General features: G+C 42.5%; 21 protein-coding genes. All 21 read left to right on the top strand.

What is annotated here, in order from left to right:
- The first annotated feature begins 191 nt into the window (after positions 1-191).
- Positions 192-1,223: a ribonucleotide-diphosphate reductase subunit beta gene (locus PUW25_RS26220; RefSeq protein ID WP_274338676.1), complete on the top strand. Its 1,032-nt coding sequence runs from the start codon at positions 192-194 to the stop codon at positions 1,221-1,223.
- A gap of 27 nt (positions 1,224-1,250) precedes the next feature.
- Complete coding sequence (locus PUW25_RS26215; RefSeq protein WP_274338675.1) at positions 1,251-1,700, top strand: pyrophosphohydrolase domain-containing protein; 450 nt, start codon at positions 1,251-1,253, stop codon at positions 1,698-1,700.
- A 26-nt stretch (positions 1,701-1,726) separates the two neighbouring features.
- The gene (locus PUW25_RS26210; RefSeq protein WP_274338674.1) at positions 1,727-1,915 is read left to right on the top strand and encodes a hypothetical protein; all 189 of its coding nucleotides are present in this window, start codon (positions 1,727-1,729) and stop codon (positions 1,913-1,915) included.
- Positions 1,916-1,931: 16 nt separating this feature from the next.
- Positions 1,932-2,264, top strand: a complete 333-nt coding sequence (locus PUW25_RS26205; RefSeq protein ID WP_274338673.1) for a hypothetical protein — start codon at positions 1,932-1,934, stop codon at positions 2,262-2,264.
- Complete coding sequence (locus PUW25_RS26200) at positions 2,224-2,529, top strand: hypothetical protein (protein WP_274338672.1); 306 nt, start codon at positions 2,224-2,226, stop codon at positions 2,527-2,529. The genes PUW25_RS26205 and PUW25_RS26200 overlap by 41 nt, the downstream gene beginning before the upstream one ends.
- A complete protein-coding gene (locus PUW25_RS26195; RefSeq protein ID WP_274338671.1) occupies positions 2,526-3,269 on the top strand; it encodes a PD-(D/E)XK nuclease family protein in 744 nt (247 codons plus the stop codon). The genes PUW25_RS26200 and PUW25_RS26195 overlap by 4 nt, the downstream gene beginning before the upstream one ends.
- On the top strand, positions 3,269-3,631 hold the full coding sequence (locus tag PUW25_RS26190; RefSeq protein ID WP_274338670.1) for a hypothetical protein: 363 nt from the start codon (positions 3,269-3,271) through the stop codon (positions 3,629-3,631). The genes PUW25_RS26195 and PUW25_RS26190 overlap by 1 nt, the downstream gene beginning before the upstream one ends.
- A gap of 6 nt (positions 3,632-3,637) precedes the next feature.
- A complete protein-coding gene (locus PUW25_RS26185; protein ID WP_274338669.1) occupies positions 3,638-4,006 on the top strand; it encodes a hypothetical protein in 369 nt (122 codons plus the stop codon).
- A gap of 84 nt (positions 4,007-4,090) precedes the next feature.
- Positions 4,091-4,273 (top strand): hypothetical protein, encoded by a 183-nt coding sequence (locus PUW25_RS26180; RefSeq protein ID WP_274338668.1) that lies wholly within the window; start codon positions 4,091-4,093, stop codon positions 4,271-4,273.
- Positions 4,274-4,277: 4 nt separating this feature from the next.
- Positions 4,278-4,772: a hypothetical protein gene (locus tag PUW25_RS26175; RefSeq protein WP_274338667.1), complete on the top strand. Its 495-nt coding sequence runs from the start codon at positions 4,278-4,280 to the stop codon at positions 4,770-4,772.
- Positions 4,773-4,787: 15 nt separating this feature from the next.
- Complete coding sequence (locus PUW25_RS26170; RefSeq protein WP_047913146.1) at positions 4,788-5,156, top strand: hypothetical protein; 369 nt, start codon at positions 4,788-4,790, stop codon at positions 5,154-5,156.
- Between the two features lie 59 nt (positions 5,157-5,215).
- A complete protein-coding gene (locus PUW25_RS26165; RefSeq protein ID WP_274338666.1) occupies positions 5,216-6,109 on the top strand; it encodes a S8 family peptidase in 894 nt (297 codons plus the stop codon).
- A 121-nt stretch (positions 6,110-6,230) separates the two neighbouring features.
- On the top strand, positions 6,231-6,380 hold the full coding sequence (locus PUW25_RS26160) for a hypothetical protein (RefSeq protein WP_274338665.1): 150 nt from the start codon (positions 6,231-6,233) through the stop codon (positions 6,378-6,380).
- Positions 6,381-6,393: 13 nt separating this feature from the next.
- A complete protein-coding gene (locus PUW25_RS26155) occupies positions 6,394-6,768 on the top strand; it encodes a hypothetical protein (protein WP_274338664.1) in 375 nt (124 codons plus the stop codon).
- Positions 6,768-7,022: a hypothetical protein gene (locus PUW25_RS26150; RefSeq protein ID WP_047913148.1), complete on the top strand. Its 255-nt coding sequence runs from the start codon at positions 6,768-6,770 to the stop codon at positions 7,020-7,022. The genes PUW25_RS26155 and PUW25_RS26150 overlap by 1 nt, the downstream gene beginning before the upstream one ends.
- Before the next feature lie 13 nt (positions 7,023-7,035).
- On the top strand, positions 7,036-7,620 hold the full coding sequence (locus PUW25_RS26145) for a RusA family crossover junction endodeoxyribonuclease (protein WP_274338663.1): 585 nt from the start codon (positions 7,036-7,038) through the stop codon (positions 7,618-7,620).
- Complete coding sequence (locus PUW25_RS26140) at positions 7,592-8,371, top strand: helix-turn-helix domain-containing protein (protein WP_274338662.1); 780 nt, start codon at positions 7,592-7,594, stop codon at positions 8,369-8,371. The genes PUW25_RS26145 and PUW25_RS26140 overlap by 29 nt, the downstream gene beginning before the upstream one ends.
- A complete protein-coding gene (locus PUW25_RS26135; protein ID WP_047913150.1) occupies positions 8,359-8,607 on the top strand; it encodes a hypothetical protein in 249 nt (82 codons plus the stop codon). Before PUW25_RS26140 ends, PUW25_RS26135 begins: the two co-directional genes overlap by 13 nt.
- Positions 8,608-8,692: 85 nt before the next feature.
- Entirely contained in the window at positions 8,693-9,556 is an 864-nt protein-coding gene (locus PUW25_RS26130) for a PD-(D/E)XK nuclease family protein (protein ID WP_274338661.1), read from the top strand.
- A gap of 3 nt (positions 9,557-9,559) precedes the next feature.
- Positions 9,560-9,856: an extracellular matrix/biofilm biosynthesis regulator RemA family protein gene (locus tag PUW25_RS26125; protein ID WP_047913152.1), complete on the top strand. Its 297-nt coding sequence runs from the start codon at positions 9,560-9,562 to the stop codon at positions 9,854-9,856.
- A gap of 22 nt (positions 9,857-9,878) precedes the next feature.
- Complete coding sequence (locus tag PUW25_RS26120) at positions 9,879-13,334, top strand: DNA polymerase III subunit alpha (RefSeq protein ID WP_274338660.1); 3,456 nt, start codon at positions 9,879-9,881, stop codon at positions 13,332-13,334.
- Positions 13,335-13,352 lie beyond the last annotated feature (18 nt).

The raw sequence follows: 13,352 nt of genomic DNA, 5'->3' as shown, positions 1-13,352 counted from the left end.
GATCTGGTATGTATGGGCCACCTTTATCCTTGGTGGCCTTACAACCTTGGGTCTGCTGATATGGTTCATGATTTGGGCTTGGGACCACACGTTTAGTGCAATATTAATCATGTTTAAAGTCAAAAAGCTATTCGTTCAATTTATAACGGATTATTACAGGGAAAAGAAAATGAGAAAGAAGAGTGAATAAGATGAAAATGCAAAAAATCTTCAATACAGAAGCACCAAATAAATCAACTCGGATTATCGAAGGCGAGAACTCAGGGATTCTCAACTGGAACGATATCCGCATGCCGCATATGTACAAGCTCTACAAGGTTCTGCTATTGAATCATTGGATCGCTGATGAAATCCCAATGAGTAAGGATGCTCAGCAATTCCCGCTTCTGGATGCAGAAGAGCAGCGTACATTCAAGATCAATATCGGCCTCTTGGCAGTCTTGGATTCCATGCAGACCATGTTTGTCGGCGATGTAAAGCGTTACTTTACGGACTCTTCACTAGAAGCAATCTCGGCCATTATCGGACAGCAGGAAGTTGTTCATAATCAGTCCTACTCCTATGTACTGTCGTCCTTGGTTTCTGAGCAGGAGCAGCGAGAAATCTTTGAATATTGGAAGCATGATCCGGTTCTGTTGGAGCGCAATACATTTATCTCAGAAATCTACCAAGAGTTCCGTGATGAGCAGACGCCACAAACCTTCTTCAAGGCCATGGTGGCTGACCTGATCCTTGAAGGTATCTTCTTCTACAGTACATTTGCATTCTTCTATAACCTGGCTCGAGACCAAAAGATGATCGGCACTAGCCAGATGATCTCATATATCCAACGGGATGAAAATCAGCACTGCTACTTCTTCGCAGAGGTATTCAAGCAGCTGCTTGCAGACTTCCCTGAGCTGAACACGCCTGAGAACATTCAGTATGCCTACGACACTATTGATCGTGCTGTACAGCTGGAAACTAACTGGGCCTACTACACACTAAAAGAAGTCCGCGGCATCGATCTTGAAGAGCTGTCTGACTATATCAAATACATGGCCAACCGCCGTCTGAAGATGCTCGGTCTGGAGAAAGCTTACGAAGGCGTTGATGTAAACTGCATGCCTTGGATCAAGCCATTCTCTGATGAAGCATTGAACGCTACTAAATCTGACTTCTTCGAAACCAAGTCTCGTAACTACGGAAAAACCAGTGACGATAACGGCTTCGATGATCTATAAAAATATATAGAAAAGAGGATATACAGCATGGAATTAATGCAACCATATCAATATGAAGGCAAGGGGCTAGACTACGCTTACGATCAGGTGAAAGCTTTCCAGGAAGCATTTAATCATCCGGTAAGTGAGCTGCCAACACTCATGAATGCGGAACGCGCGGCAAAGCGCATGAATTGGGTTAATGAAGAAGTACAAGAATTTTTGGATGCTAAAACTGTTGTCGATCAAGCTGACGCTATGATTGACGTGATCTACTTTGCTATCGGTACACTGGTAGAGCTGGGTGTAAAACCTCAAGAACTCATGGATGTCGTTCAGCATGCAAACATGAGCAAATTGTGGCCAGACGGCAAGCCTCATTACAAAGAAGACGGCAAAGTAATGAAGCCAGAAGGATGGGAAGATCCTTATGATAAACTCGCAGCAGCGATTGCCCGTCAATATGACACAGCAAGAAAGAACCTTGTGGGAGCTTAGGCTCCTCTTGGTACATAGGAGGCCGCATGGCTCACGAAAATGCAATCCGCTGCCTTGAGGAGCGAATCAGCGTATATCGCCGCATGAGAGATCGACATATGAGAACAAGCTATAACATCAATGCAAGGATTAGAGAAATGGAATCTTCCGTTTGCGTCCTTAAAGCAGCTCAGAGCAGACAAGAAAAATTTGAGAAGGCAAGCCAGAATCAATAACGTAGGAGGGCTACTTATGGAGTTAATGCAGGAATACAGGAAACGTTTCAGGCAGTCAACTGCTTCGGAAATATTGGAGAGAATTAGATCGAGCGGTGTCATCGAAGGAAGAATGAAAAGAAGTTATGAATATGGAAAAAGTATGTTTGAAGAGGAGATTCGAGCTGAACTTGAAAGAAGTCTGACCAGAAGAGTGAGTGACGCTATTGAGCTTCCTTATGTAGGCATGCCGAACAATGAACTAAATAGAGCAAGATTAACGGGCGAAGTGCAAAGAACACTTGAAGAATTAAGAGGGGGAAACCTGCGTGGAGCTATTCCGCCCGTATTTAAAGAGTCACGTCTATGACTATATGGGGATCAGAAATATGGTTTTTGAAATCGCCAATGAAACGTTTATAGACATGCAATATCTTATGTTGACTCCCGAAAACTTGCAGATCATGGGTAAAGAGATATCAAAGAGAGCAAGAGAAAGACTGTATGGTCTTATGGATGATAAGCTTTACTTTGACGTCATGGTCGTATTAGGACAGAACAATAGCGCAAATATAATTTGGGACGTCAGGGATTGGGAAGGTAATGTAGTAGAGGTAGAAAGGTTGATACTATGACAGAAATTACAATAGAACAGCTCTACGATTTCAAAACCTGCCCTTTGCAATATAAGTTTACGAATATCGATAAGCTACCTCGCTTGAAGACAGAGGAGAGCAAAGGGCTTCGTGAGGTTATGCTAGCCACGATCAGCTATTATTATGTGAATCTTCATGAAGGTAAATTTCTTACACTGAGTCAGCTGAAGGATAAGTTTACCGGCCTTTGGTATGACAAGGATAAAATCTATAAGATCAAGTTCGATCAGAAGCAGAGTCAGCGCAAGAAAGAACTGGAGGCTTTCAGTATGCTCGCACTATTCCATCGACAGCAACAGTACAATCCGGATAAGACTGTGGGCGTTAATGTAGACTTCCGACTAAAGATTGATCCAGACTTTCATATTGTCGGCCGTATTCCTGTGATCAGAGAGACACCAGGAGGTAAGCATGAGATTGTAAACTTTCAAACCAGAGCACAGCGTCCAACTGAGTTTTATCAGCGAACAGATATGGGTATTACGCTGCAGGCGTTAGCTTTTCATTCAATGTATAGAAAAGAAGTAGATACGTATGTATTACACCATTTAAAGACTTCTCAGTCCATCTATGTAGATCGGAAGCGTGCAGACTATCAAAGACTGTATAAGTCAGCTCGAATGCTTAAGAAGTCGATGGACGAAGGCTGGTACTACCCTCGGGAAGGCTTCCACTGTGATAGCTGCCCGACTCAAAAATATTGCATGGAGTGGCGCTAATGGAATTAATGAGAAGATATAGGCTAAATATTAGCGAGGCAGAAGAAAAAACAAACGACCAGATAATGAGGTTAGCCGGAAACATCGTTTCAGATGTATTGAAAAGTCATCTCGTAATGGATCGCTACAGAACTCCCTCTGTAAGTGACCCAAGGGCTATGGAAAAAGAAATATATGATAAGCTGCTTGTTGCTGATCTTGCCTATCATGTCCGCGTCGTAATAAATAAGACTTGTACTAACTGTCAATTACGATATATGCGTTCCAAAAAAGCGGGAGATTTAACAGGCGTGATGAATGAGCATGATATTGAGCGTTACAAAGAAGAAGGGATAATTCCAATTCATGGGATTAGGTGGTAGAGCCTCATGGAATTGATGAAAAAATATTATATAAATGGCTTTGAAGCTGAATTAACTAGCAACGAAGTAAAATTAAACTTGGCAAAGACTATAGTCGATAACATTTTGAATCAATTTGTGGAAATTAATGAGCATGGTAAAAAAAGAGTATATAGGATTACAAATATGTTAGAAGAACTTCATGGTGAACTGAAAAAAGCAGCGCTTATCGATCATATCCAAGTAATAATAGATACTTCATCGCCAGAAATCACTCACTCTGTTCGTTATGTATCTTCCAAGACGAAAGGGGATTTAACAGGAGTCATGAGCAGTAATGCACTTAATCACTATAACAAAAAAGGCGTTACTCCAAGATATGCGGTTCAATGGTAAATGCCCATGGAGATGATGAAAAGATATCAAGATCGTCATAGGAATGTGATAAAGGTTCCTGCGTCTACACCAAGAACGCTAGGCATGGATCGGCCAAAGGGTACTATTGTGCATGAAGGAGTACGTCCGCGAGGCAGAGGAACGAAGAAAGTAAATACATGCGGGTGGCCAGAAGTGGATAAGGCGTTTCGGAGATTTGGATGGACAATGGTAGGGATCGGCATACTCGTTATCATTTCGTTTATTGTTCAGAATTTGGGGGAGTAATCATATGGAGCTATTGTCAAACTACCAGCAAAAGGTAAGGGATGAAATTAAAGATATATATTTAAGAGGACACAAAGGCACTGGGCAGATTATAGGTTGGAATATACCAGTGCCGGTTGATGCGAGAGAAGAGATGGAGCGAATATCCATACGGCCTGCGACTATTCTTCAGGATCCTGGAAGTGTTACGTATATACCGGAAGAAATACGCAACTGGCAAGATCTACTGGAAGAAGAGCAGCGTCGTTCCGGAGGTTCCGACATTGTAGATTATAATCGAGAAGCTGAGAGAATACTCGAAGATAGAAGGCTCGAAGATACCATGCGACGGGCGCAAGAAAGAGAAGAATTAGCAGCCAAGGCACTTGCTGACTTAGAAAAAGCTGCAAAGACAAGGGAAGCCACAAAAAAGAAAGAAGACCGATTATGGCGAATGGCAATAGTTACAGGATCTTTATTGATATTATCGTCAGTCATAAATGCATTTCTAAACTCATAAAAGGAGCGAATTAACATGTCAACAATAACAAGCAGCACCCGCAAAGAGTCTTTCGATCTGGTTAAACAGGATGTAGCAACTCGTCAGAACATCATACATAGCTTTCTTCTTCAATATGAAGATGGCTTAACAGCTAACGAAATTGCAGCTAAAATGTACGAGGCCGACCTCTTAAAAGGATGGGATCGCAATCTGGTTCATCCGAGACTAACAGAAATGACAATGTCCGGAAGAGTAAGAGTTGAAGAAAGAAGAAAATGCAGTATCACCGACCGATCATGTGGAGTATATATAGCTGTTACCGATGAAGAACTCCAGGCTTATATGGATCAAATCAAAGAACAAGACCTCTTTATAGATTTTTCACAAACTACTGAAAAGTAAAATGTAACGTGTTACAATTATAGAAGATAGGATACAGGGTGAAAACATAGGAGGAAACTATGAGTGACACCCAGGCGGACTATAAAATCGTCCAAACCCATGGCGCAGAGATGCGCGATGACATTATTGATTGGGGTATTGAAGCCGTAAATGCACCCGATGTATGGAATACCACAACCGGTAAAGGAGTCAAAGTGGCTGTCCTTGATACGGGCGTGGATCGTGATCATCCAGACCTGCAGCCGAACTTGAAAGTCTATGCAGACTTCACTCGCTCTCCGTATGGACCTGAAGACAAACAAGGGCATGGAACACATGTTGCTGGCATCATTGGAGCGGCAGACAACGGAATAGGAGTTGTGGGGATCGCACCTGATGCAGAGCTGTATGTCGCAAAAGTCCTTGGAGACAATGGAGGAGGCAACTTTCAATCCATTATCAATGGCTTGCGGTGGGCAATTGAGCAAAATGTAGATATCATCAACATGAGTCTCGGCTGTGCAAGCGAGCCGCCTCTGGAATTACACAAAGCCATTAAAGAAGCGGCTGCCGCAGGTATTATAGTTGTTGCTGCTACAGGCAATGAAAATACAGGTGTATGTTGGCCAGCCATGTATGACGAAGTAATCGCTGTATCTGCAATGTCTCCAGGGAAAGAGAGAGCTCCATTCAGTAACTATGGCATCAAGAATGAAGTCATGGCTCCTGGTGTAGACATCTTCTCTACGTATAAAGATGGAGGTTATGCGAAGCTATCCGGCACCAGCATGGCAGCGCCTATTATCTCTGGATGTATTGCACTGTATATTAGCTTCTGCAGAGGGCAAGGAGTAGAGCCCACGCTAGAAGAAGTTCATGCAAAGCTAGAAGAATCCTGTGAGGATTTAAGTATTCCAGGCAGAGACATTTATACTGGCGATGGGCTTATCGATCTCGAAAAATTAATCGGCTAATAGGAGGGGTGAAATCCCCTCTTTTTTTATGCAGAAATTGTGTTATAATGTAAAACGTAACGCATTACATTTTAAGTAAACAAGAGATATAGAGACTATAATGGAGAATGGTGGTGAAAACATGGGAGGATATCGTATTATTGAAGACCTAGGTCGTGGTGTATTCACGGAAGATTTAGCACCTAAGAAAGGAGATGTCAAAGAGAATGAGGATCGGTCCGAAAAGGAATTGGGCAGTGGAAAGCCAGCAGACGGAGAGCAAGGAAGATGAGAAACTTGTAAAGATGTCAAAAAAGTCCGAACAAGGAGTCACGAACATTGACTTTATCTTGGAGCCGGAGCAGTTTGATGAACTTGGCCGCACCTGCAGACTAACCTTCGATGAGTTCTGCGCTGTTATGAATAAGATCGCTGACGAGGAAGAAGCTGAATGGGACGAGCTCCGAATGAAAGATCAGGTGAATATTACTCGTGACGCTATCTTAGAGGCGACAGTCTTGAAGTATGTAAAGCAAGAATACGGACTTGATCCAGAAAAATTTACTGGCCGTGATCTTAATTACAACAAGCGATACGATAGTGAAGGACGCTTCATTGGTGAAGCATTAATTATCACATGTATGCACATTCCCACGATGGCAATAAAGGTGAATAAATAATGGCTAAAAATACAGACATCTTAATGATCATAGAGGGCGAAACCTCCTGTGTTAAAACAGTAACCAAGCTAAGTCATATAGATGTGATCGGATTCGATAGTCTCACGAAAGAAGCAATGAGGGGTAAGCAATACGACAAAGTGTTACTTCCTTTATCAATGAGGGAGTCCGAGGGTCATATAAAGGTGCTTCAGATTATCAAGCCATTAGTATTGATCCACGACGACTTCGATATTCGCATTATTTACTACTAAGGAGATACCGATCATGGAAACACTTATCCTGCCGATGATGATGTTCGGGAGCTATAAGTCTTATGAGAAAGAAAAGGACCCCGTCACTGGAAGATGGAAGATTAAAAAGGAGTTAAACGGCAAGGGCAAGCTAAAGCCAGTGAAGAAAGTTTACACCCATGTAGAGGCACTTGGAGACCCTGGTTTCTACCCTTCCGTTAACCATATCTATGAAAATACGGGCAGAGGCGGCAAGAAGCTGACGAAGCCGGCAGAAGATCTATTTGAAAAATGGCACGCTTTGGCTTACGCCTGGAGCTTAAAAAATGATTGGAAAATGACGACAAAAGATAAAGTCGTGCTTGAACTTACAGCCTACTTTCCAGATGAGAAGAAACGTGATACTCATAATGTCTTCAAGCTAATGATGGATGCTTTAGAAGGCGTCATTTACAAGAACGACCACTATGCCCTGCCAAGAGTAAAAGATTTTCACTATTTAGAAAAAGATTCCGGCATTCAGCCTTACTTCGAGCTTCGGATCTTTCGGAAAGCTGACGAGATTGATCTGGAGGACGTGAGGAAGGAATATGAAGAAGCAACACGATCCGCTTCATAGTTATCTTGAAGAAGGCGATGCCAATCCTCTGATGAGAAGATATCACAAGATGATACGAAGATACAGCAGGCTTCTCGTCTACGGAGAAATGGATTTTAAAAGCTATGATTCTAAGCGATTTTTATCCTGCTTCATTCGGGAAGCTGAAATCATCAATGATCTTTGTAAAGCTGGAGGATGCAAAAGCGAAACGATCGAGAAGGTTTATGATGTCATCAAGAACATTCGAGACACTTTCTCCGTCTATGATATAGCGGAGATTGAGCATGAGCTGCTAATCGTATTGTTAGAATGTGCGCACTCCTATAAAGAAATGGGATTCGGCTTTAGCCGATATGTATACAGTGTGTTTAGATACCGAGTAAAGCGGTTTGTGGATAATAAGATGTTCGAGAGTATGGAAGAAGAACAGTACTCTTACAAAGATGACCGCTACATAAATGACGATCGAGCCATAGACAGCATCATAGAAAACAAGTATTATTATGAGCCTCTAAATATGGAGGTTGATGAGTATACTGAACTGGACAATATTCTGTGGTTGAACGGCATAGTAGGTAGCGATTTGTTCAAAGAACTGAGTTATAGCGAAAGATTTATTCTTCTTAAGGCTTACGATGAAGGCATGACAGATAGAGAGATTGCTCGAATTAACGGGCTCCATCATCGATCTGTTTATCGCATTCGAAAACGAATCGCTGATAGCTTCCGCGAAAAACGTGTAAAGGGAGAAATAAAATGTCTACGATGATGAACTTTAACGAGAACACTATGATTGCTGGAGTTGCCACCTTGGATTGTTCGAACAACTTAAATCATTTTCCATTGGAACTAAGACTGAAAGAAATCACTGAACGAGATAACTATGTTGTTGCAGGAAATCTAATTGTACCCAGTAAGTTCTTTAATCAAATTGTCTTATGCAACCGAGAAATGTATTCAGATCTCACAACCGAAGATGAAGAGGCAGTAAGCGGAGATAATTAAGTTTATCTCCGTTTTTCTCTTGATTCCTTCTATTATCTCGTTTATAATTGAAATGTAACGCATTACATTTCATGGAGGGGGTCGGATGATGGCGGGATTGCTTCAAACCTATATCGAACGACATCAAAAAAAGAAACTAGCCAATGAAACAAGGCCGATGAGAAAGCTTCATCCTTCTACGATCGGCATGTGTAAGCGGAAAATCGTATTCGATATGCTTATGGTTCCGAAGCCAGAAACTGATCCGCAGCTCATCCGAATCTTCGAAAATGGTCATAGCATGCATCACCGTTACGAGAAATTGTTCGCTGATATGGGAGTCCTCGTTCAGGCAGAAATGAAGTTAGAGCGGGACGATATCAGCGGACATACGGATGCGCTTATCAGTATTCCAAGCTTTCTAAATCCCTTTGGGGAAAAGTTCTTGGTGGAACTAAAGAGCGCATTCAGTCATAGCTTTAAGTGGATGAAAGAAAACAATAAACCAAAGGCTGAACATAAAGCGCAGCTTACGTTTTACATGCATTTATCTGGCATCCACAAAGGAATCATTTTCGTTGAAGAGAAGGATACACAAGACGTTTGGGAATACCACATGAATTACGACCCTGTATACGGCAAGAAGCTAGAGCAAAAAGCAAACGAATGTATACAGCTGGCCAAAGACAGAATGCTCCCTCCGCTTGAAAAAGGATATACGCCGAGCAATTATAAGTGCAAAGATTGCCCTTTTAATATCTACTGCCACTCAGATAGTGCCAAGAATGATGGTAGTATCCGTAATCCTAATCCGTTTAACTTCGGCAGCGAAGCTTATAAGGATGTCGAAAATATCAGAGCTGCTATAAAAGAAGGCAGACCTATCCCCGACGTAATCACCGGCGACACAAATGGAGATCTTGTGCGCGAAGTAGCTGAGAAAAATATAACTTTCTCAAAGGTGGATTAACTTATGTACATCGATATCGGTTTTGGAAATTTCATTGAAGAAAGCAAGATCATTTCAATCAGTCGTCCAGACAGCTCACCAATACGTCGCATGATGACTCAAGCTAAAGACGATGGGCGCTATGTGGACATGACACAAGGAAGAAAAACACGCTCCATCATTCTAACTAGCGGCGTAGGAGGCATGGTTGTTATTGGATCGCCTGTAGCTCCAACTACTGTTGTAAAGCGCGCAGATGGAAGATTTGGGCCAATTATTTCATCGCTCGACGTGATCGGGGAAGGCCAGTCGAAAGATTAATCGCAAGGAGAGCGAGTCATCTATGATCAATCATTTACATGTACACTGTGAATACTCAGAGCTTGATGGTCTTTCTACCGTAAAAGACCTCGTCAAGCGTGCAAAGGAAATCGGTAGCTCCGCGCTCGCCATTACGGATCACGGCGTTTGCGGGGCTATTCCCGATTTTATAACGGCATGCAAAGAGGAAGGGATCAAACCGATCCCAGGCTGCGAAGCTTATATGACGAAGAATCGCCACCTTAAAAGTGATTTCCATAAAGCTTCAAAAGCTATTTTTTTAGAGAAATACGGCATCAAGGACAAGGCTTGGAAGGCATTTCGGAAAGCAGTGAGAAACAATCCTGATAACTTTATGCTTGAAGCTCGGGAGCTGCTAAAGGACTACATCATGCGTGAAGATCTTAAGTCTATGGCTAGTGGATCAGAAGAAGAATTAGACTTGTTTGGTTTCGGCATGATGGAAGAAGAGAAACCACTCGTTGTAGGGTTTTCGCCAGACGATGCGCTTGAAGACTTCCGGAAAGAGTTCTATGAACTAATCAAGCATGATAACTTTCATATTGTCCTGATGGCCACTAACCAACAAGGATTGGAGGACTTATATGAAATTATTTCAGATGCTCATATCAGCGGTTTTTATAGTAATCCTCGTACCGATCTTGCCTTTATTCGTGATCGTGGTCTTGGCAAGCACATTATTGCTACCTCTGCTTGTCTTGGTAGTTACCTTGCTCGCTTTGCCCTTGCTGGTGATCTGGCAGAGTGTCGCTCATTCATACAGGAGTGCAAAGAGACGTTTCACTCATTTTATTTGGAGAAGCAGGCAACGCGCATCCCAGAGCAAATCAGGCTTAATGAAATCATTGACCAGCTGGCTCTGGAAACAAACACGCCGAAAATCGTAACAACAGATGTTCACTATGCCAATAAAGACGACCGTGACATCCACGATATTCTAGTTGCATCCAGTATGAATAAATGTATTCATGATAATGATCGCTTGGTATACGCTCATGAGTTCTGGATGAAATCAGAGGATGAGATTCGTGAGATTATTAACGATGATGAAGCCATTGAAAATACGCTCAGAATTGCAGAGTTGGTCGATGTAGACTTGCCCAAAGATCCTTTGTTCCCTAAATACATTGTTGATGAGAATGATACAGCGGAAGAGCAGCTAGAGAAGCTGGCATGGAACCGGCTGTTCACCTACGCATTAAAGACGCCGATTGATCTGGAGCAATACAGTCAACAGCTTCAATATGAGCTGAGTGTTATTAATCCACTTGGATTTGCTGATTACTTTCTGATTGTATCTGACTATATTAACTGGGCGAAGGAAAATGGATTCGAAGTAGGACCTGGAAGGGGATCCGCTGCCGGTTCACTCGTTGCTTTCGTTATTGGCATTACAACGATCGATCCGATTAAATGGGATCTAATGTTTGAGCGCTTCCTGAATCCAGAACGCGCAGGCTATCCAGATATCGACGTAGACTTCTCCTATGAAGGCGCTAGAGCTGTACAGGAATACATGAAGCAGAAATACGGTGATCTTAACGTAGCTCAGATTGGCACCTATGGAACTCTTGCAGGTAGATCGGTTATTCGTGCAGTTGGTAAGGCACTTGGATACGGTGCGCAGGATCAAGACCGGTTTGCGAAGTCTATTCCCGAAACGCCAGGCATTACATTAGACAAGTATATTAATAAAAACGGAAAAGAAGTGGATGGTGCTTATCAGATATCACCTGAAACTCGGATGTATGCAGATAGATATCCTGAATGGTGGCAAGCTGCCAAAGCACTTGAGGGGCACGTCAGAAGTGCAGGAGTGCATGCTGGAGGCATCGTTCTTTCACCTAAGCCGCTTACGAACACCGTACCTCTTCGACTGGATAAGGAAGGACTTACGACAACTCAATACGATATGGAGTGGATCGAAAAGTTCCTAGTTAAATTCGACATTCTTAAGCTGTCTACCCTCGACCTGATCAAGAAGACGAAGCAGAATGCAGGGATTATGGAGCTTGATCTGAATACAATTAACTTTAATGATCCGAAGATTTATGAAGAAATTTATAATAAGCTGAATCTCTCAGGAATCTTCCAGTGCGAGTCTGATCTATTCCGCGGAATCATCAAAGACATGGAGCCTTCAAATGTAGAGGATATTTCCGTTATCGTAGCGTTAGGCAGACCAGGACCACTCGACCTTATTCCCTCTTATATCCGAAGAAAGAAAGGACAAGAGAGAGTTACTTATCCGTTCGATAGCTTAGAGCCGGTTCTTGGAAAGACCTATGGTATTTGGGTCTACCAAGAGCAGATCATGAAAGCTTCCATGATTCTTGGAGGATTCACTACCGGTCAATCTGATATCCTGCGTAAAGCCATCTCGAAAAAGAATCACGCACTAATGGAAGAATGGATCAACTACATGATCTATGGCAGCGCTGAAAAAGATGCTGAGCTAATCGCTAAAGGCAAAGAGCCACTTAACATTCCAGGAGCTATTTCCCTTGGATATGACGAGGCAACACTTCTTAAAATCAAAGAAGACTGGATCAAGTTCGGTGACTACTGCTTCAACTATGCGCATAGCGCTTGCTACGCAGTACTCTCTGTTATGACAGCTTATCTGAAGGCTTACTATCCAACAGAGTTTATGGCTGCGCTCATGACAATCTCAGAGGGCAAGCTGAAAGATGGTGTTCCCCGTAACGTTGCATACATGAAAGAATGCGAAGAAATGGGAATCAGCATCCTGCCACCAGATATCAACTACTCTAACGACAGCTGGACACCAATCAATGCTCAAGAGGGCGAAGAAGGTCTTGGTAAGATTTTGTATGGCCTTGCAAGTATCGCAGGAGTCAGCAGCAAAGATCTTGATGTCATTACGGAATGCCGACCATTCAAAGAATTTGATGATTTCTTATTGGCCAATAGAACAATGAAACTCAATAAAACAAAAACATCCAATCTCATTAAGTCCGGAAGTTTCGATACAATATCCGACAACCGCAATCTCTTATTGCGCAGATATTTCGAATACCGCGGCGAAGAGTTTGAACATATGCCATCCAAAACAACGAAGAAGGACATTATCGCCTATGAGCGTGAAATGCTCGGCACAAATGTAAGCATTCGTTCTCGGTGGGATAGCATTGAAGATGGCAGAGAGAATATCACGTTCACCGGCTACATTATAGAGTCTAAGCCTTTCACAGCCAAGAGTAGCGGCAAGGTAACAGGTAAGGCGAAGATAGAGACGGCAGAGGATGAATTGAGTCTAGTCATCTTCAATAAGATATGGAGCAAGAATGCAGATGACTTCATTATCGGACGCAAGATTAAAGTCGTCGGCAAACGAAGCGGTTCAGATCTCATCGTAGATAAAATTACGTACATGGATCATGCCGAACAATCGGAAGAGGAAATAATGAATCAGTTCCAGGTGGAATTTAGCTAATAAGAGGAGGAGTCATCT

Origin of the sequence: Paenibacillus urinalis, from assembly GCF_028747985.1 — a bacterium.
Lineage (GTDB): Bacteria > Bacillota > Bacilli > Paenibacillales > Paenibacillaceae > Paenibacillus > Paenibacillus urinalis.
This window is presented reverse-complemented; position numbering and strand designations above follow the sequence as displayed.